29 protein-coding genes and 1 pseudogene are annotated in these 24,833 nt (G+C 40.6%); 15 read left to right on the forward strand and 15 right to left on the reverse strand.

Annotation, left to right across the window (positions count from 1 at the left end; translation table 11 throughout):
* Positions 1-71 precede the first annotated feature (71 nt).
* The gene (locus tag H6H03_RS08355) at positions 72-869 is read left to right on the forward strand and encodes a 7-carboxy-7-deazaguanine synthase QueE (RefSeq protein WP_190954673.1); all 798 of its coding nucleotides are present in this window, start codon (positions 72-74) and stop codon (positions 867-869) included.
* 226 nt (positions 870-1,095) lie between these two features.
* On the opposite strand, the gene H6H03_RS08360 is transcribed toward H6H03_RS08355, so the two are convergent.
* A complete protein-coding gene (locus H6H03_RS08360; protein ID WP_096536933.1) occupies positions 1,096-1,740 on the reverse strand; it encodes a DUF3318 domain-containing protein in 645 nt (214 codons plus the stop codon).
* 77 nt (positions 1,741-1,817) lie between these two features.
* On the reverse strand, positions 1,818-2,375 hold the full coding sequence (locus H6H03_RS08365) for a hypothetical protein (protein ID WP_099070206.1): 558 nt from the start codon (positions 2,373-2,375) through the stop codon (positions 1,818-1,820).
* 607 nt (positions 2,376-2,982) lie between these two features.
* Between H6H03_RS08365 and H6H03_RS08370 the strand changes: the two genes are divergently transcribed.
* The 8 genes from H6H03_RS08370 to H6H03_RS08405 all read left to right on the forward strand — a co-directional run bounded on the left by H6H03_RS08370 (position 2,983) and on the right by H6H03_RS08405 (position 10,580).
* Positions 2,983-4,071 (forward strand): amino acid ABC transporter substrate-binding protein, encoded by a 1,089-nt coding sequence (locus tag H6H03_RS08370; protein WP_190954674.1) that lies wholly within the window; start codon positions 2,983-2,985, stop codon positions 4,069-4,071.
* Between the two features lie 57 nt (positions 4,072-4,128).
* Entirely contained in the window at positions 4,129-5,034 is a 906-nt protein-coding gene (locus H6H03_RS08375; RefSeq protein WP_190954675.1) for an amino acid ABC transporter permease, read from the forward strand.
* 31 nt (positions 5,035-5,065) lie between these two features.
* The gene (locus tag H6H03_RS08380; RefSeq protein ID WP_190954676.1) at positions 5,066-6,217 is read left to right on the forward strand and encodes an amino acid ABC transporter permease; all 1,152 of its coding nucleotides are present in this window, start codon (positions 5,066-5,068) and stop codon (positions 6,215-6,217) included.
* 37 nt (positions 6,218-6,254) lie between these two features.
* Positions 6,255-7,001: an amino acid ABC transporter ATP-binding protein gene (locus H6H03_RS08385; protein ID WP_313931813.1), complete on the forward strand. Its 747-nt coding sequence runs from the start codon at positions 6,255-6,257 to the stop codon at positions 6,999-7,001.
* A gap of 107 nt (positions 7,002-7,108) precedes the next feature.
* Positions 7,109-7,996, forward strand: coding sequence for a LysR family transcriptional regulator (locus tag H6H03_RS08390; RefSeq protein WP_190954677.1), 888 nt, complete (start codon positions 7,109-7,111; stop codon positions 7,994-7,996).
* A 130-nt stretch (positions 7,997-8,126) separates the two neighbouring features.
* Entirely contained in the window at positions 8,127-8,543 is a 417-nt protein-coding gene (locus H6H03_RS08395; RefSeq protein WP_190954678.1) for a XisH family protein, read from the forward strand.
* A complete protein-coding gene (locus tag H6H03_RS08400) occupies positions 8,531-8,863 on the forward strand; it encodes a XisI protein (RefSeq protein WP_190954679.1) in 333 nt (110 codons plus the stop codon). The genes H6H03_RS08395 and H6H03_RS08400 overlap by 13 nt, the downstream gene beginning before the upstream one ends.
* A gap of 319 nt (positions 8,864-9,182) precedes the next feature.
* Entirely contained in the window at positions 9,183-10,580 is a 1,398-nt protein-coding gene (locus tag H6H03_RS08405; RefSeq protein ID WP_190954680.1) for a hypothetical protein, read from the forward strand.
* A gap of 174 nt (positions 10,581-10,754) precedes the next feature.
* Here the strand turns inward: H6H03_RS08405 and H6H03_RS08410 are convergent, their stop codons facing one another.
* The 6 genes from H6H03_RS08410 to bchL form a co-directional block, all read right to left on the reverse strand.
* Positions 10,755-11,171, reverse strand: a complete 417-nt coding sequence (locus H6H03_RS08410; protein ID WP_190954681.1) for a putative toxin-antitoxin system toxin component, PIN family — start codon at positions 11,169-11,171, stop codon at positions 10,755-10,757.
* Positions 11,161-11,388, reverse strand: coding sequence for a hypothetical protein (locus tag H6H03_RS08415; protein WP_190875983.1), 228 nt, complete (start codon positions 11,386-11,388; stop codon positions 11,161-11,163). The genes H6H03_RS08410 and H6H03_RS08415 overlap by 11 nt, the downstream gene beginning before the upstream one ends.
* Before the next feature lie 75 nt (positions 11,389-11,463).
* Positions 11,464-11,712 (reverse strand): AbrB/MazE/SpoVT family DNA-binding domain-containing protein, encoded by a 249-nt coding sequence (locus H6H03_RS08420; protein WP_190954682.1) that lies wholly within the window; start codon positions 11,710-11,712, stop codon positions 11,464-11,466.
* A gap of 172 nt (positions 11,713-11,884) precedes the next feature.
* A complete protein-coding gene (locus H6H03_RS08425; protein ID WP_190954683.1) occupies positions 11,885-13,288 on the reverse strand; it encodes a ferredoxin:protochlorophyllide reductase (ATP-dependent) subunit N in 1,404 nt (467 codons plus the stop codon).
* Between the two features lie 198 nt (positions 13,289-13,486).
* Complete coding sequence (locus tag H6H03_RS08430) at positions 13,487-14,275, reverse strand: DUF5331 domain-containing protein (RefSeq protein WP_190954684.1); 789 nt, start codon at positions 14,273-14,275, stop codon at positions 13,487-13,489.
* A 32-nt stretch (positions 14,276-14,307) separates the two neighbouring features.
* Complete coding sequence (bchL, locus tag H6H03_RS08435) at positions 14,308-15,174, reverse strand: ferredoxin:protochlorophyllide reductase (ATP-dependent) iron-sulfur ATP-binding protein (protein ID WP_073642093.1); 867 nt, start codon at positions 15,172-15,174, stop codon at positions 14,308-14,310.
* Between the two features lie 842 nt (positions 15,175-16,016).
* On the opposite strand from bchL, the gene H6H03_RS08440 reads away from it, so the two are divergent.
* Entirely contained in the window at positions 16,017-16,727 is a 711-nt protein-coding gene (locus H6H03_RS08440; protein ID WP_190954685.1) for a hypothetical protein, read from the forward strand.
* 4 nt (positions 16,728-16,731) lie between these two features.
* Here the strand turns inward: H6H03_RS08440 and H6H03_RS08445 are convergent, their stop codons facing one another.
* Both H6H03_RS08445 and H6H03_RS08450 read right to left on the reverse strand, forming a co-directional pair.
* Positions 16,732-17,010, reverse strand: a complete 279-nt coding sequence (locus H6H03_RS08445; RefSeq protein ID WP_190954686.1) for a BrnA antitoxin family protein — start codon at positions 17,008-17,010, stop codon at positions 16,732-16,734.
* Positions 16,979-17,242, reverse strand: coding sequence for a BrnT family toxin (locus H6H03_RS08450; RefSeq protein WP_190954687.1), 264 nt, complete (start codon positions 17,240-17,242; stop codon positions 16,979-16,981). Before H6H03_RS08450 ends, H6H03_RS08445 begins: the two co-directional genes overlap by 32 nt.
* Before the next feature lie 242 nt (positions 17,243-17,484).
* Here H6H03_RS08450 and H6H03_RS08455 point away from each other — a divergent pair, with 242 nt between their 5' ends.
* The 4 genes from H6H03_RS08455 to H6H03_RS08470 all read left to right on the forward strand — a co-directional run bounded on the left by H6H03_RS08455 (position 17,485) and on the right by H6H03_RS08470 (position 19,547).
* Positions 17,485-18,459 (forward strand): hypothetical protein, encoded by a 975-nt coding sequence (locus tag H6H03_RS08455; protein WP_190954688.1) that lies wholly within the window; start codon positions 17,485-17,487, stop codon positions 18,457-18,459.
* A 2-nt stretch (positions 18,460-18,461) separates the two neighbouring features.
* A complete protein-coding gene (locus H6H03_RS08460; RefSeq protein WP_190954689.1) occupies positions 18,462-18,854 on the forward strand; it encodes a hypothetical protein in 393 nt (130 codons plus the stop codon).
* A gap of 182 nt (positions 18,855-19,036) precedes the next feature.
* Entirely contained in the window at positions 19,037-19,279 is a 243-nt protein-coding gene (locus H6H03_RS08465; RefSeq protein WP_185566578.1) for a CopG family ribbon-helix-helix protein, read from the forward strand.
* The gene (locus H6H03_RS08470; protein ID WP_190954690.1) at positions 19,269-19,547 is read left to right on the forward strand and encodes a type II toxin-antitoxin system RelE/ParE family toxin; all 279 of its coding nucleotides are present in this window, start codon (positions 19,269-19,271) and stop codon (positions 19,545-19,547) included. Before H6H03_RS08465 ends, H6H03_RS08470 begins: the two co-directional genes overlap by 11 nt.
* Before the next feature lie 17 nt (positions 19,548-19,564).
* Here the strand turns inward: H6H03_RS08470 and H6H03_RS08475 are convergent.
* The 3 genes and pseudogenes from H6H03_RS08475 to H6H03_RS08485 all read right to left on the reverse strand — a co-directional run bounded on the left by H6H03_RS08475 (position 19,565) and on the right by H6H03_RS08485 (position 21,704).
* Positions 19,565-19,731 (reverse strand): annotated as a pseudogene (locus tag H6H03_RS08475) (DUF433 domain-containing protein).
* A 70-nt stretch (positions 19,732-19,801) separates the two neighbouring features.
* Entirely contained in the window at positions 19,802-20,080 is a 279-nt protein-coding gene (locus tag H6H03_RS08480; protein WP_190954691.1) for a LapA family protein, read from the reverse strand.
* 184 nt (positions 20,081-20,264) lie between these two features.
* On the reverse strand, positions 20,265-21,704 hold the full coding sequence (locus tag H6H03_RS08485) for a phosphoglucomutase/phosphomannomutase family protein (RefSeq protein WP_190954692.1): 1,440 nt from the start codon (positions 21,702-21,704) through the stop codon (positions 20,265-20,267).
* Between the two features lie 147 nt (positions 21,705-21,851).
* On the opposite strand from H6H03_RS08485, the gene H6H03_RS08490 reads away from it, so the two are divergent.
* Positions 21,852-22,706 carry a PD-(D/E)XK nuclease family protein gene (locus tag H6H03_RS08490; protein WP_190954693.1) on the forward strand — a complete coding sequence of 285 codons (855 nt, stop codon included), beginning with the start codon at positions 21,852-21,854 and terminating at the stop codon, positions 22,704-22,706.
* On the opposite strand, the gene H6H03_RS41185 is transcribed toward H6H03_RS08490, so the two are convergent.
* The gene (locus H6H03_RS41185) at positions 22,703-22,831 is read right to left on the reverse strand and encodes a hypothetical protein (RefSeq protein WP_277926141.1); all 129 of its coding nucleotides are present in this window, start codon (positions 22,829-22,831) and stop codon (positions 22,703-22,705) included. The two genes, H6H03_RS08490 and H6H03_RS41185, sit on opposite strands and share 4 nt — an antisense overlap.
* Before the next feature lie 61 nt (positions 22,832-22,892).
* Entirely contained in the window at positions 22,893-24,563 is a 1,671-nt protein-coding gene (locus H6H03_RS08495) for a transglutaminase-like domain-containing protein (RefSeq protein ID WP_190954694.1), read from the reverse strand.
* Positions 24,564-24,833: the final 270 nt, after the last annotated feature.

Consider the following 24,833-nt stretch of genomic DNA (forward strand, 5'->3'; position numbering starts at 1 on the left):
CAATAGAACAAGAAGCTAAAAAATATTCTTGCTGTTGTGCCGACGCAATGCGATCGCGTTGCTTGGATCAAATGATTGCTAAAACTACGGTTACACCTACCGCACGCCTGGTTGAGGTCTTCTCTGCCATTCAAGGGGAAGGACTGAATGTAGGGACTCGTCAGATTTTTATTCGCTTTGCTTTGTGTGATTTGCGCTGCCACTTTTGTGATAGTGCCCACACTTGGAATGCACCTGTTAGTTGCCGGATAGAGCGATCGCCTGGATTGCGCGACTTTGAAATTTACTCTAATCCTGTCCCATTACCCATATTAATTGAATGGGTAGAAAGGCAAAATCTACCTTCCTTACACGATAGCATTAGCTTAACTGGGGGCGAACCACTTCTTCATGCTCCATTTTTAACTCAGTTTCTACCCAAAGTGCGAGACATAACTGGCTTACCTATATATTTAGAAACTGGCGGACACCGCCCAGAACAATTGGCAATGATTCTCCCCTACTTAGACTCTGTAGGAATGGATTTCAAATTGCCCAGTGTTAGCGGCGAAAGTCATTGGCAAGAACATGCAAAATCTCTCCAATTATGTCACGATTCATATTTAAATGTTTTTGTCAAGATAATTGTGTCTCAAAACACAGATCCCGCTGAATTGGAACGTTCAGCTTTATTGGTGGCAGATATCAGTCCAGATATACCAGTATTTTTACAACCTGTTACGCCTTTAGCAGAGTCTGAACAATTTTCTCCAATACCTGTACTTGCCCCTACACCAGATCGAGTTTTGATGTGGCAAGCTTTGATGAAACAGTCTCTCAAACAAGTGCGGGTAATACCCCAGACACATAAAATGCTCAATCAACTGTAAAACTTGCTGCTACATCTACGTATTACTAAAGATTTCGTGAAAGTCAAAATAAATTTATATGAAATTTTATTAGCTAAAAAAATATATTAATTTTTATTAAGCTTTTATCGAGCAATAAAGTTGCTAGCTATCAAAAAGCAGCTTTGCTGAAGCTAAAAGATTTTGGATTTACTTATTGAGATATTTTTAGGGGTGGGTATCGCCCACCCAACCTACTTTCTGGTTGCTACAGTGCGCTTTCGTCCATCGTTCTGGACTTAGCTTTTGCTTTATTAGCACTGCGTTTGAGGGCAGAGAGCCTTGCTTCGTATTTAGAGCGCTGACGCTTGCTAGGAGTGTTATCAATCAGGGTTTTCAAGGCGCTACCAAGACTTTTGTAGGCGTTGGGGAGGGTATAACCAAAACGAGTTGCCAAGGCGATCGCTTTTTCATCAGCATTGAGCAGCTCTTTTAGTTGCTTTTCCCCATTGTTCTTTTGATACAATCGCCAGCCTGACACGCCACACAGCGCTAAAGCTAACACCAAAAGCAATCCATCTTGTACCCACAATTCGCCGACAGCACCACCTAAACCGATGGCTAGTGCTGCCATTTCCCAGCCATCTTTGGGAATTGTGTCGTTTTGAACGCGAGCAACTTCATGCCAGAACAGCAGATTACGCTGATCCATTGCGAGGGTGTCCCATTTCACCAAGTCAATTTGAATTTCTACTTGGTCTTTACCAATTTCTTCGCAGCGGATCAGGGGTGGATTGACCTCAGTGGTGCCTTCTACCGTGACCCAGCTCTGCAATTCTGGCGGTAGTAAGCCTTTCAACCGCCGGAGTTCACTCATTTCCGCTTTAGCAGAGGAGGTTGCATAGGATGTCATAATATCCAGCCCCAGAAAATTTCAGTATATAGTGAGGGTATCACTTTGGAGTATAGCTATTTCAGTAACGATCCGTCTCACTCGTTGGGAAAACTTCCTCGTTTTTTTCGTGCTTCCATTGCCTTCTCCAGTAAATCTAGCAATCCTGGGGCTTCTTCCTGGATACTAAGTAATAGTCTTTCTCCAAGTTCTATATTTCCCGGATCGAGACCTGTCGCCATAACTTCTTTCAGGCGAGGGATCGCTATGCCATCGACAATCTGAATTAATCCACTCAAACAACGGTGAAATTGCTTTTCTGTAAGAATTGAGTCTTCCAGAGGGAACTCAATAATGGCACGGATTTCACCATCAGATGGGTCATACTCCCATTGGAGCATTTTCGTTTCCCAGGAAATGGCAAGCATTGTCTGTAGGATAGCTCCCTTGTGAGGATGGTCTTGAATTCCTGCCAGAACTTGAGGTGCAAATACCCGAAAAAATTTTCCTTCTTCATCCAACTGAACAACTATTAGAAAATCTTCTAAGTTATCTGCTTCTACACCTGTTATAATCCGGTCTTCTTCATCATCAAAACGATAGTCCCAACCAAGGTTATCTAAATACTTGGCAATTTGTTTGAGGTTAGCTCCCATAAAAGCCTCATAAGGAATGCTGGAGCAGCTGTTACCAGACCTAGTTTAACCTGCGAGTGGTAGTTGTTTGAGTTAGTATGGCTACTTATAGTAAATAGGGCATGGGACATTGGGCATAGGGGAGCCACTGTATTAGCCATTGCCGACTTGTACTCCTTCGGAGAACCCGCAGAGTAGCAAGTGGCTTCATGGGGTATTGGAGATGAAAAAAATAGATTTTCATGCTGGCGTGTGAACATTTTTTCTGAGAATCTTTTGTCCATTATTAAAGATGCGATAATTCTTTTTTACCAACTCTTAGGCAGTGGAAAATATAGAATTGGTATCAGTGAGATTTTAGTATTATCTTCCAGGTTTGATAAATAGATTGCTATTAAGTATGCTGAGAGAATTTTAAATAAAAATGCAAATTTGAAGCTAAATTGAAAGAATTTATCCAAACGATACCAAGCTTTTCAAAATCACTAAAAACACCAACTACCGCTTTGAAAGGTGAATAAATATAGCGCAGAGGCTGGTAGAGTTTTATATGACAAGCAATAAATTGTTTTTACTAAAATAATTGTAGTGAATAATACATTTTTATTGTCTAGTAAGTATGAAGTTTATGCATAAATCAGGTTTCATTGTAGCGATCGCCCCTCTAATATTTGCCATTACTGCTTGTGGTGGAGGGTCAGGGCAAACAACAAATACAGCCAGCAGCCCAGGTAGTAATCCAAATAATCCACCAGTACCAGCAACTCGAAATCGTTTGGATAGTATTAAAAGCCGCGGTCAGGTAATTTGCGGTGTGAGTGGTGAAATTCCAGGCTTCAGCTTTGTGGGAACTGACGGGAAATACAGCGGTATAGATGTAGATATTTGCAGGGCAATGGCAGCCGCTTTGTTTGACAAACCAGATGCAGTAGAATTTCGGAATCTCAATGCCAAAGAACGATTTACAGCCTTGCAAACTGGGGAAGTAGACGTTCTTAGCCGTAACACTACTTGGACTCTAAGTCGTGATACTTCAGTTGGTCTACAATTTGCACCCGTGGTCTTTTACGACGGACAAAGCATTATGGTTCGTAAAAATAGCAATATTAAATCCTTGGCAGATTTGAAAGATAAAGCTATTTGTGTTCAAACTGGCACTACTACCGAACAAAACTTAGCAGACCAAATGCGAAAAAGAGGCATCACTTATAAACAGATTGTCTTTGAAGACGTTAATGTTACCTTTGCCACCTATGCTCAAGGGCGTTGCGATGGCATCACAGCCGATCGCTCGGCGTTGGTTTCTCGGCGCATAACCCTACCCAAACCAGAAGACAATGTGATTCTTGAAGAAGTGATTTCTTCAGAACCCCTTGCACCAGCAATTGCTAAAGGAGACACCAGACTCAGTGATACCCTCAGGTGGGTGGTTTATTCTTTGGTAAAAGCTGAAGAGTTGGGCATTACTTCTGAGAATGTAGGTCAATTTGCCACTAGTAACGACCCAGATATTAAGCGCTTTTTAGGAACAGAAGGCAACCTTGGTGAAGGACTCGGCTTAACAAATGACTTTGCAGCACGAGTAATTAGGCACGTCGGCAACTATGGTGAGATTTACGATCGCAACCTCGGCCCCAAAACAAAACTGAATCTACCTCGCAGCCAAAACCAACTCTGGAATAAAGGCGGACTACTTTATTCTCCACCCTTCCGTTAGGACTGGGGATTGGAAACTAGGGACTAGTAAAGTTTGAATTATTATTACCAATGGCTAATGACTAATGATTACCGTATTTGGAAAATTGTTGGGCAATTTTTTGCAGTATTTTTAATAGTAGTTATAGTCGTAATATTGTGGGAAAATCTCAACCGAAATTTGCAGCAATTGGGCATTCAGTTTGGATTTGATTTTCTCAAGCAACAAGCTTCTTTTGTTATTGGTGAAACGCCTATTAGCTACAAACCAACAGATACGTATAGCCGTGCTTTATGGGTAGGGTTAATTAACTCTTTGCGAGTGGCGATCGCCGGAATTTTTCTCACCACAATTGTGGGTATCACTGCTGGAATTGCCCGACTTTCTGACAACTGGCTGGTACGGAATATCACAATGGTTTATGTGGAAGCTTTCCGTAATACGCCCTTACTGCTGCAATTATTATTTTGGTACTTTGCTGTTTTTCTTAGTTTTCCGAAAACAGAAAATAAAATATCCCTTTGGGGTTTTATTAGCCTGAGTCAAAGTGGTTTAGAACTGCCTTGGTTTACTCTATCACCAGAGTTTTCCGCTTTATTGTTGGGGTTAACTTTTTACACGGGTGCGTTTATTGCCGAAATCGTTCGAGGTGGAATTCGCTCAGTATCTCAGGGACAATGGGAAGCAGGGCGATCGCTAGGATTAAAACCAGGGTTGGTGATGCGGCTGATAATTTTTCCCCAGGCTTTGCGGGTAATTATTCCACCGTTGACGAGTCAATATCTGAACTTAACGAAAAATTCTAGCTTAGCGATCGCGATCGGCTACCCTGATATTTATTTTGTCGCTTCCACAACTTTTAATCAAACTGGCAGAGCCGTAGAAGTAATATTACTAATTATGCTCACCTATCTCATACTAAGTTTGAGTATCTCTCTAGTAATGAATTTGTTTAATCGCACCGTGCAAATTAAAGAGAGATGAGAAGGTGAGGAGATAGGAGAGAAATAACCTAATGACAAATGAAAAATTGATTTGGTTACGTAAAAATCTATTCAGTACTTGGTACAACAGCTTGTTAACTGTTGTGTCTTTGGTATTGTTGTTTTGGATAGCACAAAAAGTGATAAATTGGGCAACGACTCAAGCACAATGGGCAGTAATTCAGGTTAATTTACGTTTATTTTTAGTTGGTAGATTTCCTCAAACACTATATTGGCGACCTTGGATTGTACTGGCGATCGCTGCAATTTTAACCGCTATTACTGGGGGTGTATTCTTTAGCAAGCAACAGTTAACAAAACGCAAAATTGCTTTTTTTACATTTATAATTGGTGTTTTTTTAGTTATTTTACCGCTAGATTTTATCTACCGCTTGCAGTTACTATTAATTGGAGTTTTAATATTTGCAGGTTTTGGGATTGGAAGAAGATTTGCTAAAGTACTAACTCCTTGGCTTTGCCTATTATGGTTATTATGTTTCCCCATAATTCTGTGGTTAATTGGCGGTGGATTTGGATTGCAATCTGTACCAACTAACTTGTGGAATGGTTTACTACTTACCCTACTAATGGCAGCAGTTAGTATTGTGCTTTCATTTCCCATTGGCGTTTTACTGGCTTTGGGACGAACAAGTGATTTACCGGTCGTGCGTTGGTTTTCTATCCTCTACATTGAAATCATTAGAGGAGTTCCATTGATTGGCATTTTGTTCCTTGCTCAGGTAATGCTTCCCTTATTTTTGCCAGCAGATGTGCGTTTAGATCGCGTATTACGAGGAATTGCTGGATTGGTTTTATTTAGTGCTGCTTATATGGCAGAAAATGTACGCGGTGGACTTCAATCAATTTCAAGAGGGCAAATTGAAGCTGCTAAAGCATTAGGATTAAACACAGCTTTGGTGGTTTTATTAATTGTTTTGCCCCAAGCTTTGCGTGCGGTGATTCCTGCGATCGTTGGACAATTTATCGGTTTATTTAAAGATACTTCGCTTTTATCTTTGTTGGGATTAATAGAACTCACAGGTATTGCCCGTTCTATCTTGGCCCAACCAGAATTTCTTAGTCGCTATGCAGAAGTTTATCTATTTATTGGATTAATTTACTGGGTATTTTGTTATTCAATGTCTTTGGCTTCTCGGCGTTTAGAAAAACAGTTAAATCAGTAGTAAGGAAATTATAAAAAATAAACTGAGGTGCATATCTGTGTCAACAACAGAAGAAAAACCGATAATTATTGCTGAAAATGTTCACAAGTGGTATGGCAAATTCCACGTTCTTCAAGGTGTGAGTTTGAGGGTAAATCGTAAAGAAGTTGTAGTTTTAATGGGGCCTTCTGGTTCTGGGAAATCTACTTTCATTCGCACATTCAATGCTTTAGAAGAATACCAACAAGGAAGGATTGAAATTGATGGTATTACTATAAGCCACGACTTGCGAAATATTGAAGCAATTCGCCGAGAAGTCGGAATGGTATTTCAACAGTTTAATTTATTTCCCCATTTGACTGTGTTGCAAAATATTACTTTGGCGCCGATTTGGGTAAGGCGATCGCCAAAAATACAAGCTCAAGAATCGGCGATGAAACTACTAGAAAGAGTAGGTATTTTAGAACAAGCGCACAAATATCCAGGACAGTTATCTGGCGGACAACAGCAACGGGTAGCGATCGCTCGTGCTTTAGCGATGCAACCTAAAATTATGTTGTTTGATGAACCCACCTCAGCCTTAGATCCAGAAATGGTACGGGAAGTTTTAGATGTAATGCGAAGTCTCGCCCGCGATGGAATGACAATGGTAGTCGTCACCCACGAAGTTGGATTTGCCCGCGAAGTCGCCGACCGAGTTATCCTCATGGATAGCGGTACTCTTGTCGAGTCAGCTACCCCAGAAACATTTTTCAGCAACCCTAAAGAAGAAAGAACGCGCAAATTTTTATCGCAAATTCTCTAAAACCTCTGCGCCTCTTTGCGCTTACCTCTGCGCGACGGCAGTCGCTACAACGGGGGGAACCCCCGCAACACGCTGCCTCCCCTTTGCGTTTCACTTCTATCCCTTATATGGAATTGCGACATCTGCGCTACTTTATCGCTGTGGCTGAAGAACTACACTTCAGTAAAGCCGCCGAACGACTGCATATTGCTCAACCGCCGTTAAGCCAGCAAATTCAGCAACTAGAGGCGCAATTGGGAGTAGAACTGTTTCAGCGCAAAACCAAGCGACAGGTGCAATTAACCGAAGCTGGACAAGTATTTTTGCAAGAAGCTTATCAACTTTTAGCTCAACTCCAAAAAGCAATTGAGCTAACTCAAAAAATTGGCAGAGGTGAAAAGGGACAATTACGAATTGGGTTTACTAGTTTGGTAACCTATAATTTGCTTCCTGTAATTTTGCGACAATTTCGAGAACAGTTTCCCGAAGTAGAGTTGATTTTGCAGGAATTAACTACAACTGAGCAAGAACGATCGCTACAAGAGAGCCGCATTCATGTAGGCTTTGCTCATCCACCATTGGAAGACAACACGCTCAATCAAAAGTGCATTCAGCAAGAAGCTTTAATTGCCGCTTTACCAGAAACTCATTTCTTAGCTGAACGAGAAAAGATTTCAGTGCGATCGCTAATCAACGAAAACTTTATCATGTTCCCTCGGCATTTAGGCTCTGGACTTTACGACCAAATTGTAAGCCTTTGCCAGCAAGGAAATTTTAGCCCGAAAGTCACTCAAGAAGCGATTCAAATGCAGACAATTATCGGGCTAGTTTCAGCAGGAATGGGAATTGCGCTCGTGCCGTCTTCGTTACAAAATCTTCAAAGAACTGGTGTAGTTTATCGTAGTTTCGAGGAGAAAACACCATTAGTAGAAACGGCTATAGTTTGGCGGGAAGAAGATATAAAGCCTGTAGTAAGGGAATTTCTACAAGTTGCAATGAGTATCTATAACAAATGAAGACCGTTACGAGTTAGGCTTATTCGTAGCAACCTATTTATTGGGTTAAAAAAAATTTCACTAGATTGGCAATATATTATTGAAATGGAAATATTTAAATCAAGTACCGCGATAAATTGGAATTACACCTGTGTCTGCTAAAGATGCTTTTCATACAGTTGTCAAAACAGCACTTGAGAAAGATGGCTGGTTAATCACTCACGATCCTTATACACTCCAAGCAGGAACCCTTGAGCTATATATTGATTTAGGAGCAGAAAAAGTTATTGCAGCCGAAAGACAAGGACAAAAAATAGCTGTTGAAATTAAAAGTTTTTTGAGTCCTTCAAAAATCACAGAGCTTTATGCTGCATTAGGACAATTTATTATTTACCGAATTGCTTTACTAGAGCAAGAAGCCAGTCGCACTTTATATTTAGCAGTTCCTAGTACTGTTTATAATGATTTTTTTATTCTTCCATTTATCCAATCTGTTATTAAAACTAATCAACTCTGTTTACTAATTTATAATATTGAACAGGAGGCGATAGAAGAATGGCAAAGCTAGACAAATATCGACAATATATTAAGAATTTGCTTCAAGAACACGCTAATATTGTTTGGGATAATCGTATTCAAGCACAGACAATTTTTGATACAGAACACGACCATTATCAACTAGTTTATGTAGGTTGGCGTAATCAAAACCGTATCTATGGGCCTGTTCTACATCTAGATATTATTGACGAAAAAATTTGGATTCAGCAGGATGGCACAGAAGTAGGAATTGCTAATGAATTGGTTGAATTAGGTGTCCCAAAAGAGGATATTGTTTTAGGTTTTCAGTTACCATCTGTTCGTAAATATACAGATTTTGCTGTTAGTTAATCGAGTTGATTTAGAATAGCGATCACTTTCTCCTTAGAGGTTTGTTTAATCATTCTGAGGTTTTTAAAAGTAGCGATCGTTATTTAATTAACAAAAAGATTCATTTAACTTTCCAAAAGGGATTTAATCTCTGCTTATTGTAACTGTGTTTGACTGAGATGATATTTGGGCGATCGCCATATTTTTTTGACGTTTTTTAAAAGAGCGATCGTTATTAGACAGAATAGAGCTCCCATTAGTATTAGCTGAATTGTTAGACAACATATCAATGGGGGAATACTGAGTAAAGAGTAGATATTTTTGCAATCAAAAGAAGATTATGACTATACCATTGACAGTAACCTTTACACTTGCTAGTTGGATTGTCAAAGGGCTACAAGATGGAACTTTAGAAAGGGTTGGGGGTGTAATTATAAATACAGCGAGCAAGCATATTGTTACCTGGTTAAGAGAACCGAATAATCCTTTAGTTCCAGCACGAAGTTGTTCCCCTAACAATTTACTTAACCTTGTTTTCTCAGGTGCAAATCTCGTTGCTTCAGGGGCTAATGCAGCTGTTACAGGAAAAGGGCTAGCTGATGTCAACGGACGTTTAGGTGGAATTGAACAAGTAAATTTAGGCAATATAGCTGTTTCAGGGGCTAATTTAGTTGCAACAGTCGCTAATGCTGCTATTTCAGGAAAAGGACTAGCTGATGTCAACGGACGTTTAGGTGGAATTGAAAATCAATTAGGAGAACTTGGTCAAACTTTACAACTTCATCAAGGAATTCTACAAATAACTACTGCTGCTAGTGTGCTTAATCTTGGAGTATCTGTGATGGCTTTTGCTGTCATCTCCCAGCGTCTCAAAGAACTAGAAGAAAGGCTACAACAAGCACAAGAATTGTTAAACAAGATTAATCGTAAAATCGACCTTAGTTTTTACGCTAACTTTCGTGCTGCGCTTGATTTAGCTATTAATGCCTTTACGATGACCAAACTTGAAAATCGTAGAAGTAGCGCCTTACAAGCTATTAATCGTTTCTTGGAAGCAGAACATATTTACGCTGAATATACTGATAGCGAAATCGAGCAAAAAAGCCAAATTGCTGATGAGTATTTGCTAACTTTATCTTTAGCTTACCTAGCTGAAGCACGTTGCTATTTAGAATTAGAAGAACATGAAACAGCACTTCTCCGCTTCCAAGAAGGGGCTAAAGTTATTCGTTCTCGAATTCAAAAATATGTTGACCTTTTGCTAACTTCTAACCCAGGAGCATATTTACAACCTGAGTTCAAAGGCCAGATTAATTTGCGAAGACTAACACGGATTTACCAATGGATTGACCCAACTTTGGATGAAAATGCTGTCTTTGATTTGCAACGAGAGAATTTGTTTAAGATGGCACAAGATTCTAGCAAATGGTTAGATTCATTGCCAGCAGCAATTTTAACTCGTGTAGAGGTTCAAGGAGGTTGGTTTGGTCCGAGTCAAAATGATTTGAAGCAAGAAGCTTACAAACGTCTTCCACAAGTATTTGAAGTCATGGAATCTATGATTGAAACGAATCGCCGTTTTGAATCTTACCAAACAGAAGTACAAGCAATCTCTCAACTAGGAATCAGCTTTCATGACTGGCTAAAATTAACTCCATCCACAGAAGTAAAACCTGAAAGCGCAGAATTGATGTATATAATTCCATCCGAACCATTAGATTTACAGCCTTCCATCTGAACTAATTACAGGATTAAAGATCAATACGGTTCAGTTAAGGTCAAAACTCTTTTTTTTTAACGTAGACGCGCAGCGGCTTGCCGCAGGCTACCGCCAACGCGCAGCGTCTCGTTAGAGAAGGACGCAAAAAGAAGAAAGAAATACTTAACTGAACTGTATTGGATTAAAGATGAATTAATCAAGGTCAATAAAGTCTTTGGGAGTAATAATCTGGTTTTGATATTCGGCTAGGGTTTTGAGTGATAAAAGGTCTTGATCTCCTGTGACTAAAAATTTTGCATTGGCATCTTTAGCAAGTTCTAACAATTTGTTGTCATCTGGATCTCTACACATATTTATTTGAGATTTTATTTCTATAAATTGACTGTATTTTTTAACTACATCCAAAAAATCTTGTCGGTCTTCATCTGAGATATATTTATCGAACTTACGTTTGTAAATTCGTGTGTTTAATTCTTGATAAGTTTCATTGCTTTGAGCAATTTTGAATTCTTTATAGGCTTTCTCTAGGGCTTTACGGGCTGTTCCATTAGGACTTAGGGCTGCACTCAGTAAAACATTTGTGTCAATGACAATTAGTTTATGATTCATCGGCGAGTAATTCTTCTAGAGTTTCTTCGGTTAATCCTTTGGCTTGAGCATTTCTGCCGATTCTGTCAAAAACACTAAGTAAATCTTCATCTTTATTATTTGAAGAGGTTTTCTTTATTTCTTGAATAAGTTGTTCTTGTTCTTGTGCGGGAAGTTGTAAGACAAGATTAAGAATTTGCTCGAAGGTTAAGGAGAGTTGATAGTTTTTTTGAGTCATGGTGAGTTCTAGAGTTAGGGAATAGAAACTTGTTAGCTTTTTTAATCAGGTTTGAGCCAGTTTTCTACTTTTAAATCAGGATTCCTCTATACCTTGGCGAATTGCACTATCTATATCATCAATAGTTTTAGGTTGAGCTTGATATTTTAAACACCCTGCTACATCATCTAATTTAGTTTCTGTAAAAGGTTTATTAGGCTTTAAAAGAATTCCATTACCTATATTAATAATCATAAATTCTTGACCTACTTCCCATTGATGAGCTTCCCGCAAACATTGGGGAATAATTACTTGTCCTTGAGGAGACAATTTTGTAATTTCCATGATATCTACAACTAAAAAACTAACACTAATAAACAAATCTTAGCAGTTTCAACTATTCTCAATTCTTTCTCTGCGTCCTCTGCGCCTCTGCGGTTCGTAAAAAAAAGGACGAACCCAAAAGTTCGCCCCCACTCATATAGTCTTATGGTGTTGCTCAATAAAAACCCAAATTTTAAATCTTCGCTTCTTCCTTCACCAACTTTTCCCAACCTAAATCTTTCAAATTATTATTCCGACGCAACGGACGAGTCACCAACTCTAACATGTCACGCGCATTTGTAAAGCCGTGAATTTGGGCAAAAGTGAACTCCACAGACCATTTTGTATTAATACCGCGTGCTTCCAACGGGTTAGCATGAGCCATACCAGTAATTACCAAATCTGGTTTCAACTCATAAATTCGCTGGAGTTGATTGTAATTATCCGGCTTTTCCACAATCTTTGGCAGAGGCGAACCCATTTCCTGGCAAGTTTTCTCCAGTAGCGCCAACTCAGCAGCTTGATAGCGTTTATCCATGTAAGGAATGCCAATTTCGTGAACCGTCATCCCACAGCGCACCAAAAACCGTGCTTGGGAGATTTCCAGCAAGTTATCACCCATGAAGAAAACAGACTTACCGCGAATCAGTTTCACGTAATCTTCCAGGCTTTCCCAAATTTGGGCTTCCCGTTCATCCAAACCTTTGGGAGTAATACCGAACACCGAGCAGATTTTCTCAATCCAAGCGCGGGTACCATCGGGGCCAATGGGGAACGGTGCGCCGATAAGTTTACACTTGCGGCGGCGCATTAAAGTTGTAGCTGTGCGGCTGAGGAAGGGGTTGACACCAGCGACATAATACCCTTCTTCCAGTACTGGCAGTTCAGTGAAGCGTTTAGCGGGTAGCCAGCCAGAAACTTTGATGCCTTGTTTCTTCAGTTCCAAGGTTAACTGAGTAACCACTGGGTCGGGAAGGGAACCAAAGAGAACTAAGGGTGGGTGGTCTACGTACTCAGATTCTTCTTGGACGACATCTTCTTTCTTCTTGCCGAAGTTTAGCAATTTAGCGATCGCATTGCGTTCAGTTTTCTCTGTTTCCGCCACCGGAGCCTTATCAGGACAACGATTAGCCATTGCAGCTAATACGGTGTCTTCTCCTTGGGTGAAGGCGTAATCTAGACCGTTTGCACGCGCCACAACGATGGGGATACCAATTTCGGATTCGAGTTTTGGTGCTAAACCTTCTAAATCTGTTTTGATAATTTCAGTGGTGCAAGTGCCAATCCAGACAATTACACTAGGATTGCGATCGCGTTTAATCTGCAAACACAACCGCTTTAACTCTTCATAATCATTCAGCTGTGCCGAAATATCCCCCTCTTCCAACTCAGCCATTGCATAGCGGGGTTCAGCAAAAATCATCACCCCCATTGCATTTTGCAGGAAGTAGCCACAAGTTTTTGTCCCAATCACCAAAAAGAAACTATCTTCAATTTTTTGATATAACCACGCCACGCAGCTGATTGGGCAAAAGGTATGGTAATTCCCAGTTTCACACTCAAAGTTTAAAGCTTCTGGTTGTTGAGCGACAGTCATTTTGGTTTTTTCTCCCCTTGATTTTTCCAGTTAGGAGTCATTAAGTTAGGAGTTGTAAGTTATGAATTATGAATTATGAATTATGAGTTGTAAGTTATGAGTTTTTATTACTAACTCCTAACTTTTTAACTCCTAACTCCTAACTCCTAACTCTTAACTTTTTTTCACTCATAACTTTTTTTACTCCTAACTGAGTAATTAAGCGTTGGGGAAGAGACGGGCAATTTCGGATTCATCAAAAACGCCAGCTGGCAGTTCTTCCCCTAACAAATCATTATTTTCTTCAGCCTTTTGCAGTGATGTTTCATCACCCCAGACATCTGATAGCACGTCACTAAACGCATTCTCGTCTAATGGACTATCTTCAAGTGCCTGGTCATCCAGCTTTACTTCTATTGCAGCTGTTGTTGCATCGAAAGTAATTTCCCCAAACTCATCTGCTTCTAGACTAGAGGTTTGGAGTGGCTCATCTTTTAAGCCTTCGTCATTGGATAAGGAAATATCACCAAAGCCATTTTCACTTTCCTGAGCCTCGCTTAACGCCAGATTTTCATCATCGGAATCCACCATTGTGAACTGTTGAGCTACTGCCACCGACTCAAAGCCATTTGTATGGGAATGTGTCAATGTTTCATCTTCAAGTCTTTCATCAATGGCAACTACGGCATTATGCACATAATTCTCTTGTTCTGGTGTGACTTGGAAGCGATTACCGAGAGCAAAATCTGGGTCAAAATGCAAATCCAGCACTTCAATCAGGGTATCAGCATCAGGATTAAGCTTGGCAAAGGGCAACATCAATTGCGCTAACTTTGGTTCTAGGGCGTTGACTACTCCCAGGATGAGGTAAGAAGGTGGTCGCTTCCCGCCATCAGGCGTGTAGACTGATTCCACTTCCATGTGCAGCGTAATCCAGTCCCGATTTGTTTGAAAAAATTGCAACCACTTCTGCTTTAATGAATCTGTAAAACTGTGAAAGAATGCCATGTTATTGTCCCCCATCCTGAGAACTTGGTGATTTATACAATCATCAAGTCTAGTTCCTCTTCGGAATTAGCAACCTGGGGTTTACCCGGATTTAGATAAAAATCGGACAACAAAGAGAACAATTCACGATCTGGTGAGTCGTTAGGTACAACGCCTTCGGGACGCGCCAAAATTTGATCGGCAATGTTGAGATAGTAATCGCAAACGTAGTCCAGGGAAGGATCTTGCTCTGCCATTTCAAACAAAGTCTTACCTTTAACGCGAGAAACGCGGATATCTTCAATTAAAGGTAAAACCTCTAGAACTGGCATTGGCACAGCTTCTATATATTTTTCAATTAAGTCGCGCTTCGAGGTGCGATTGCCAATTAACCCAGCTAAACGCAATGGGTGAGTTCGTGCTTTCTCCCGCACTGAAGCAGCAATGCGATTAGCAGCAAATAACGCATCAAAGCCATTGTCAGTAACAATCAGGCAGTAATCTGCATAGTTGAGTGGTGCTGCAAATCCACCGCAAACTACGTCGCCGAGAACGTCAAACAAAATTACATCGTACTCATCAAAAGCATTGAGTTCTTTCAGTAATTTTACTGTCTCGCCAACTACATAACCGCCACATCCCGCACCCGCAGGCGGCCCACCAGCCTCTACGCAATCAACACCACCGTAGCCTTTGTAAATCACGTCTTCTGGCCAGACATCTTCGTAGTGATAATCTTTTTCTTGGAGAGTGTCAATAATTGTGGGAATTAAAAACCCTGTCAGGGTGAAGGTGCTGTCATGTTTTGGGTCGCAGCCAATTTGCAGCACTTTCTTGCCACGTTTAGCTAGGGCGACGGATATGTTACAGCTAGTTGTGGATTTGCCAATACCACCTTTTCCGTAGACTGCTAGTTTCACTGTTGTTTGCCTCTTATAGCTTCTTATCAAACTTGTGGCTCAAACATTTTCCTTCACCCAGCCTGAGACGGCGATGCGTGAGGTGTCTGGATGCCATTATTGGGCAAATTACATAGAAAAGAAAGTGGTCCTTAATTTGTAAAACCTTGCTATTTTGTGACAGCGATTTTAAAAATGATTATTTAGGCTTAAATGACCTTAAAAGACTTATATAAACGTAAAAATCTTTTTTAAAAGCTTTTTATTAACTATTTTTATAAAAAAAGTTACAAAATACAAAAAGCTGTAATTCCCTTTTTTAAATGGTTTTCATAGAATTAGCTGATTCTCATACAAGGTGTTTTCAAAGGATTGGGGCGCAGTGCCAAGGGTAGACGGAGGTATATGCAGCCCTATGTTGCAAATACCACTGAAATTTAAAATCTGCTCTAAATTCGCAACTTTCAGACGGTAGCCAACACCATTTAATTGCTGCTTGAGAGCAAGTTAGTCTGATTTTGTAAAATATTATTAAATTGACAAATATTTTCTAAAATTCTTGAAATTTCTAGGCTGGATCAAAAATAAATAGGTACTAGTGAAGAAATATTAAGATATCTAAACTAAAGGCCATTAGTATAAATTTCAGAATGAATTTGTCTCACGCAGAGGCGCAGAGATAAAGAGTTGAGAAGAGTTGATATAGGAATCCAATTTTATTTTTGAAAAAATCTAAATACTTGTGTTGTTAATTTGCTTGTTGGCCAGGGAATTATATTTACAAGGTAATTCATCGCTTGATGGTGTAAATTGTTAATCCTTGTTCGCAAATAAATCTATTTACAAAAATCTTCATTAAAAATATGGAAGTTAAATTAGGATTCGGAGCTATTCCCAAACCTCAATATGTCTTTGTTAGCAGAGAAGCCGATCACTGTTGGTATATGCTATCTGAAGATGAAAAACGCATCCCGATTTATGAGAGAGCTTTAACTGGAGTAATTACGAAGATAGAAACTTATAAAAAGGTTGAAACTAAATTTAAAATAGTTGAAAAAAATGATTTATATATTTTAGCAGATAAACCTTATATTATTCGTTCAGGAAGTGAATCTTACTTTTCTAAAAGTTTGTTGTTATCGTTAGATGTCCTGATTTATCAACAACTACGCAGCCCGCTGACTATTTCTGTTAGCCCAGGCGATAGTAATGTGGTTTTTTGTAGTATTTACGATCCAGTTACTTATCAGTCTGTGGGTGTTAGTTGGGATGGACACAGGGAAATTGACTGGCAAGCTTTAGGAGAAAAAGTAAGTTTAAAAATTAATTCTCTTCAAAATTTAAATCAAGAAGCAATACAATTATCTACTAATACAACCCCTTCAGAAGTCCATGCAGTTTTAATAGCTCAAACTGACAGATATTTAGCACAATTAAATTGGACTCCAGAACAAGGTAGGGAGTATTTGCAGCAAAAATATGGCAAGCGATCGCGTTTACAACTTACTGATACAGAAATTCTGGAATTCATTGATTATCTAAAGCTAGAACTACCTCAAAACTGCCAAATGTAGCTTGTTAGGTTGACAGCCCTTGAGAGCCAGGATAAGCTTTGTGTGCCTCTGCATAAATCTTTAATGCTACAGACATCTGCTGTTCGGCAGTCTCTCCCTGTGCTTTGAACCAAGCAAAAGTTTCAGGATCTATCTGAATTGTAATTTTTACAGGTGACTTGGGCATTCGTAATTGTGCTTTAGCAAAAAATTCTTCTGACAAAGGTGGAATATCTGAGGTATCGATGTCCTCGTCACTCATAGCATCGATTCTAGCCCAATCGGTTTTTGAGGTATTGGTCATAGCGTTTTCGTTCGTGAGACAGTGCTTTTCTTAATGAGATGATACGAACTATTTCTTCACCAGGTTCGGTGTAAACAATTACTACAATTCTTCCATCCAGTAGCCCAATACCTATATACCGATCCTCTCCATAGTCTTCTAGTTCTTTGAGAATAAGCGCAGCAATGGCATCTTGCTCAGTTTCAGGAAGCTGTTTTACTCGTGCGATCGCTTGTTCAAGTAACTTAGTCATGGCCGTTATGCTGCCCTCAAAAAGCCCTGCTGACTATTTTACTGTTTTCTTCTAGTTGACCAGCGATCGCACTTAAGACGAAAAGGATTGTCAACTATATTCATTACGCAATCAAATTTATACCTTTTTAATGTTTATTACTAAGTATCTCAGGGAAAAATAAGTATAAGGTGATGCCTTGTTTTCATGTTTAAACCGTAGACAAGAACTAACCAAATACTAATCACAATCAGGAGTATTTCATGATTCCACTGATTTTGGGTGCTGCTGCTTTGGCTACTGGAGCTTTTGGAGCGCTAAAAGGTGCTGAAGGCATTAGCAATATGAATCAGGCAAAAGAAATTGGTGAACAGGCTCAACAAAAATACGAAAGTAGCTTGCAAAACTTAAAAGCAGCCTGGGAAATTACCAACCAGTCAGCAGAAACCTATGGTCAAATGCAACTTCGTATTAAGCAGGGTACAATTTCACGTTTTATAGCTTTTATTGAGAGAATTGGTCAGCGAGCTTCCCAAAACAATCTGGATATTCTAACTGGCTTAGACATCTCCACTCAACAAATTCAGGAGTACAAAACAGAAGTTATCAAAGCTGAACAGTGGGTGAAAGGTGGTGTATCAGCGGCCGTTGCAGCCTCAGCAGCAGGTTCTAGTGCAATTACTTTAGCAAGAAGTGTAGGTACTGTTACTGTTTCCAAGTTCTTTGGATTGTGGGCTGGTGAAGTCGCTATTTCACAAGTTAGTGGTGCTGCGGCTTGGACTGGAGCCATAACTTGGTTAGGTGGTGGTACTAGTATGGCGGTTGGTGGTGCTGTATTGGGAGGTATCACGCTCGGCCCAGCGTTGATGGTTGGAGGTTTTCAACTTGCTGGTAAGGGTGAGGAAGCTTTGACTAAAGCACGAGAGTACGAAGCTAGGGTAAACATAGAAATTGCCAATATTGAAGCAGCTCAAGATTTTCTATTACAGGTTAAACGGCGAACAGTGGAACTTGCTAATTTAGTGTGTAATTTAAACAGCCGTGCTAAATCTGTACTTGAGCAGCTTGAAGCTCAACCTTTTAATCGCGATCGCGATGCTAGAAAATTTCAAGAGGTAGCACTTTTAATTAAAGCACTTGCAGAAATTATGAAAATTCCTATTTTAAATAATGAAGGACTGTTAAACCCTGCTACTTTAACTATCCAAGCCAAGTATTCTACTTTGGGAGATCAATAGGAATGTCGGTCAAAGTAGTCAAAGAATTTATTAATCCTGCTGAATGCTTACAGCAAATGGTTTCAGCTTACACCGATTACCTTAAGGTTGCTGAAGAGGAACAGACAAACAGACGAGAGATTGATGCTTGGGAAAAAGAAACAATCACCAAGATTAATGCCCAGCGAGATTTGCTGATGGCGTATTTAGATCGCTCTTTTGATGAACGTGCAAAAAACTTTCGCGCTTTATTTGCTGTTGTTGATAGTGCGATCGCATCCGGCAATAATGAACAACTAGCCCTTACCTTAAACTCAATTACAGAAATAGCTAAATCCAGCCCATTCAAAGAACTTGCAAATTTAGCTTCTGTTCGCGCTGCCCTTGACGATCCAGATCATGAATGGACATTTTAATTTTATAGAAGTGCGATCGCTCTCTTAAAACTTTCCAAAAAAGCCTGTCAGCGCAGGCTTTTTTCATGTATTACCAAGCTTACAGGCAACAAGCACTTTGAGAAAATAGCGAACACCACTATCTTTGCATTACTACGTATTGCAATATGATATTATGCAAGATAGATTGATTTGACAGAACCATGAGCAAAGAAAACATTACGTTTCGGATAGATAGCGATAAGAAAGCTGCGCTTGATGCGATCGCATCTGGAATCAACCGCGATCGCAGCTACGTACTTAATGAGGCGGTAGCTGCTTATGTTGAAATGTATCAATGGCAAATCGATCAGATTCAAAGCGGGATTACTGAAGCGGATGCTGGAGATTTTGCCAGTGATGAAGAAGTAAAAGCAATTTTTGCAAGACTAACTAATGCGGATTAAGTGGCTGCGCCGTGCGCTTCGGAACTTGGAACAAGCCCATAGTTACATCTCGAAAGAGAATCCAGAAGCAGCACAGGAAGTAATATTGAGGATTCAACTTGCTGTTAGTCAACTTGAGAATTACCCTTTTATGGGGCGACCTGGACGTATAGAAGGTACGAGGGAGCTAGTAATTTCTAGCACGCCTTATATTGTTATTTATCGAGTCAAAGAAGAGTCAGTAGAAATTCTTCGGGTTCTGCACACGTCAAAGCGGTATCCAGATTAGCGAGTCAAACAATAACTTCATGCTTGGATTGTCAGCATTTGCCGTTCTCTATCGGCAGCATAGCTTAGGCAAGCTAATATATCCTCTTGTGTCAAATAAGGAAAATCATCAAGCACTTCCTCGTAGGTCATGCCAGAGGCCAGATAAGAAAAACATCGTATACGGTAATTCGCATTCCTCGAATACAAGGCTTGCCACCTCACTTCCCTGGCTCGATTGTAATAATGTTTTGGTACTGCACAGCTTTTCAATCCTCAAAAATCTTCATCATCAACAAAAAATTCGGCATCGTCTTCTAATCGAGAATTACCCTGTCCATAACCACCAAGGTTCCAGAGGGGTTGCAGCAGTGCCGTACCAATTAATCCTATAACTGCACTAAAAGCTAAAACTAAACCTGCTGGTATTTGTATTGATTGAAATGTTAAGAATTTTAACGATACTGGTGTGGCATTTTGAACTGAAATAATTGCGATCGCCACTACCCAAACAGCTACAACTAGGATTGTCAATAAAGGAGCTAAAGTTTTCATATCTTAATAAAAGTTAGGAGTTAGGAGTCAGCAGTTTGGAGTTAGAAGTTTGGAGTTATTAATTCAGAACTCATCATTCATAACTCTTAACAAGAGTGAAAAGTTAAGAATTGCGAATTTACAACTCTTAACTCCTAACTCCTAACTCTTAACTTATAACTCTTAACCCCTAACTCTGATTGAATTAAACTGCTACTGCTTCTAGCTTAGCAATGACACTTTCCATCTCTTGAGAGATTTGGGTGAGTTTTTCGGGAGAGTTGGTTTCTAGGTAAACGCGCACCAAGGGTTCTGTACCGGAAGGACGCAGCAGTACCCAGCTACCTTCTTCTAAATAGAGTTTGATACCATCTTTACGCCCGACTTCCTTGACTTTAATTCCGGCTACCTCTGTGGGTGGATTTTTGGTGAAGGAGTCGATAACAGCGGTTTTGTGAGACTCGGTGAGGTGTAAGTCAAGACGGGTATTGTAAAGCGGGCCGTCAGCTTCAGCGATCGCTTCTTTCACTAGCTGACTTAGGGGTTTACCTTCATAAGCAATGGCTTCTGCCACTAGCATATCCGCTAAAACACCGTCTTTTTCGGGAATATGCCCAATTACACTTAATCCGCCTGATTCTTCCCCACCAATCAGTACGGCAGTTTCCCGCATTTTTTCACCGATGTATTTAAAGCCTACTGGTGTTTCATAAATTTGCAGCCCATATTTAGCTGCAAAGTTATCCAGCAGGTGGGTTGTAGCCACAGTGCGAACAATGGCGCCGCTTTTACCTTTATTTTTGATTAAATGTCGTGCTAAAACTAACAGCACAGTATTCGGAGTGAGGACAGTACCTTGTTCATCAACAATACCAAAGCGATCGCTATCTCCATCTGTGGCCAAACCCAAATCGGCACGATCCTTCACTACTGCTTCTACTAACTCAACTAATTGTTCTCCTTTGGGTTCTGGCATTCCGCCGCCAAATAATACATCCCTCCAAGTGTGGAAACTTTCTAACTGAACACCACTATGTTGCAAAACTTCATCTAAATAACCGCGAGAAGTAGAATAGAGAGCATCGTATTTTACTTTTAAATTAGCGCTCTTAATTTTTTCTACATCCAGTAGGGTATAGATAAATTCCAGGTAATCTGGCTTGGGATCGAAAGTAGAAATTAAATCGGATCGGTTGCTACTAGGCAGTTCATCCGATGCACTTTCTATATTTGCCACAATAGTATCAGTAATCTCTGGAGTGGCAGGTCCAGCATAATCAGGGATATATTTAATTCCACAGTATGGTGCTGGATTATGGCTAGCAGTAAACATTAACGCCCCAGCGGAATTTAAGTGACGGGCGTTGTAGGCAATTACTGGTGTGGGACAATCCCGATCGGTAATTTTCACAGTCCAACCCAAATCTGCCAAGACTTGGGCTGCTGTGCGGGCAAACTGGTCAGCTAAAAACCGAGTATCGTAGGCTATAAGTACTGGTCTATCTTTTGTATAGGCTGTTTCGAGGTAACTGGCGATCGCTCTTGTTACTTTCCGCACATTGGGGAAAGTAAAGTCATCGGCAATAATGCCTCGCCATCCATCGGTACCAAATTTTATCTTGCTGGAATTGCTACTAGCGCTCATTTTTGCCACTTGCTCCCGTACATCATCAGTACTATTAAAAGCTTCCCGCAAAGCGTGTGTAGCAGCAAGTATCCTCCGGAGTTATGTTCGGCGGAAACTGCCGAACATAGTTTTTCCCACCGTACTTTCTCTCACTGTTTTGGAGCAATGTCAATCCCCGATCGACCTTTTGCCAGTTATCACCTTTGGTCTTTAGTTGCCCCAGCGTCAGGGCAAGAACGCTGGCATTGCCAGATGAGACGGGGGTTTATCAAAGCGCGGCAAAACGAACCACAAGTCAAAGCACTATTAGCGAAAGCCACCGCACCCCAGCGGATTGGCATACTTGCCCAAAAAGGCGTTTATGAGTTTCATAATCACAGACACCTCCTACAGCGATCGGATGGTGTAGAAAAAGTTGCACAGCTGCTAAAATTAGCCAGTTCAAGCGAACAAGTTCGACAACGAGTGCTGCAAATTTTGAAAAAATATCATGATGCGCCGTTGCTATTGGATAAAAATATTATCCAATTAACTCCCGGCGATGAAGGTTTTCCGAAGCCGATTGTCATTGAACAACAAGATTCTTGCTTTCGCTTATATGCGGCAATGGACTGCGTTTTTATTGAGAGCGATCGCACTTTACATATTTTAGATTTCAAAACTGGAAAATCAGCTTTTGACCGAAGACAAGCTTTAGTTTATTTATTAGCAGCTCGTTATCTATATCCTGGTAGACAAGCTGTAGCTTCATTTTATAATTTAGAGATTTGTAAAAAATCCGAGCTAATTAGCATCAATAATAGTGAGTTAGAATCCTTAAAATTTGAGTTAGCTAATATTGCCCACAAACACCAGCGCGATTTACAAAATTATCAAGAAGAAACGACTAATTTTAGTAAAATCTTCCCCCCGAATCCTGGTTCGCACTGCCGCTTTTGTCCATTTAATTCTATTTGCGAGTTTGCCGATTTCAAGCAGCATCAATCGTATCCATTGCCCAGTTTAAGAGTGAATAGCTAATATTTTTGGCATGGGGCATGGGAAGAGGGAGATGTGGGAGATGGGGGAGACAAGTAAGAAAGATTGCTACCTTGTCCTCCTTGTCCCCCTTGTCCTCTTCTCATGCCCAATGCCCCCTGCCCCATACTTCTGGAGCGAGAGGCTGCGCCAACGACTACGCTCAGTACAAGTGCCCAATGCCCAAATTTAAAAAGGTGGCAATTCTTTAAGAATTGTGAACCGAATATGATTGATTGCCAAATCCCCAATGGGAATATCTTCTTTTGTCAACCGCGCACCTTGACTAGTTACAGTTTCAAAAGTGATACCCTTACCAATTTCAATGTGATACCAGCACAAGCCCATAAAAAAGCGTGTGGGATATGGGCCCCCCTGACCGACATCATCGGGATTTGATTCCATTGGTAACCAACCAAAATTCGGTACGTAGAACTCCAGCCAAACGTGATTAAAATCAGGTTGTAGCGGTACGCCTTGGTGTTCGCCGTTAGGCGGACATTTATACCTGCCAACTGTGCGACAGGGAATGCCATTTAAACGGCATAGAGCGAGTAAAACGCCTACATACTCGCCACAGGAACCAACGCCGCGTTCTAAAACTACATCTGGCGTATCTATATAAGGCTTAATACCATAAGATAGCTCATCGTAAACATAATTACGGATACTATACATTTTCCGCAACAGATTGGTTTCAGATCCAATTGCTTCTCTGGCGGCACGGCGGACAATGGTAGTATCCATTGCTAAGTCGTCGTCGTCCACTAGGTAGCGGCTTTGCAATTCTGGTGAAAGTTCGGGTATATCTTCCACATCTTTGGGTGTGATGCGATACTTAATATTGCGAACTTCTAAAAGAGCTTTCCAACCAAATATATGGCGTTCGCCTGGGGTGAGGGCATCAAATTTAAATACTGCTACACGTTGACCATCTATCACTTCTTCGGTGAAGGGAAGGCCAATGGGTTCAACGTGTTTGAGCTTTTGACGTTCTGTTTCCGATGGTAGAGCAATGCGCCATTCTACATCCGGTAAATAAACCTCATCTAAGGGCGCAATTTCTTCAGCATAGGACATTTCAATAAGATAGCCATTAGACAGGGCATAGCGCTTATCTGGCTCGTAATGATAATACAGCGGGTGAATAAAAGTGCGATCGCGGTAGGTTAGCTCATGATTCGGGTCAGCATTTGGGTTATCCCGGATATATGGCTCCTCCGAGGCATAGGCGACATAGAGACTTTCTTTGCCTGTTTCGCCATCTTTATGTATTGCTATGCCTGTAGGCGATTCAAAGGGCGTCAGAACGCTAAATTGAACTTCTCCAGTGGCCCTATCCATCGCGTAAACTGTTTGTTCTGTGCGATCGCAAATCCACAACATTTCCTCACTGACTGCCAAATTTTCTATCCCAACTCCAGGGGCATAAAACCTGGTAATTTCTTTTCGACTTTCGCGATCGAAAATCAAAATGTAGCCTAACCTTTGGCAGCTGATGTAGACTGTTGTTTCCCAGACAGCAACGCCGTCAGCTGGATAAGGCAATGTGACGAAATGTTCCAGACCTAAAGCATTCAACTTGCACAAATAAACGTTATGGTCGCGGCTCACCCACAGTGTGTCTTCCCATATCGCTAAACCAGTAACATCAGTAAATTCCTTAACTTGATGCGGATTAAGAATTTTACTGTTGTCAGAGGTAGGATCGATCTCCAGTAGATGCCCTTTGAGACTGTCAATGGCAATCAGGCTATCTTTAATGAAAGCAATACCGCACAGGGTAGCAGCAGTAAGCGGTCGAATTGTTTTTTGCCCAAACATCTGGCTAGCAGTCAAAGTGGGGAGTACAAAACTCATATTAAATATTTATTAAATGGTTTAGCACGTTTAAGCAATTCCAAATTTCTTTGGAAAAGTTTGCTACAAACCTAGACCCGGCTGGCAAATTGACCAACAAAGGGGTGTAGGGTGTAAGGGTGTAGGGGTGTAAGGGATGAGGGGAGTGCCAAACTCCTACACCCCAGAAGTTACAAGCCTCTGACACCAGTCGTTCAGACAAACAAATATTTTTTGAGAGGATCGCTTGCCCGAAAAAACTTGCGCCTCCTTTGAACAAACCCCTCAATA

Origin of the sequence: Nostoc paludosum FACHB-159 (assembly GCF_014698835.1) — a bacterium.
Lineage (GTDB): Bacteria > Cyanobacteriota > Cyanobacteriia > Cyanobacteriales > Nostocaceae > Nostoc > Nostoc paludosum.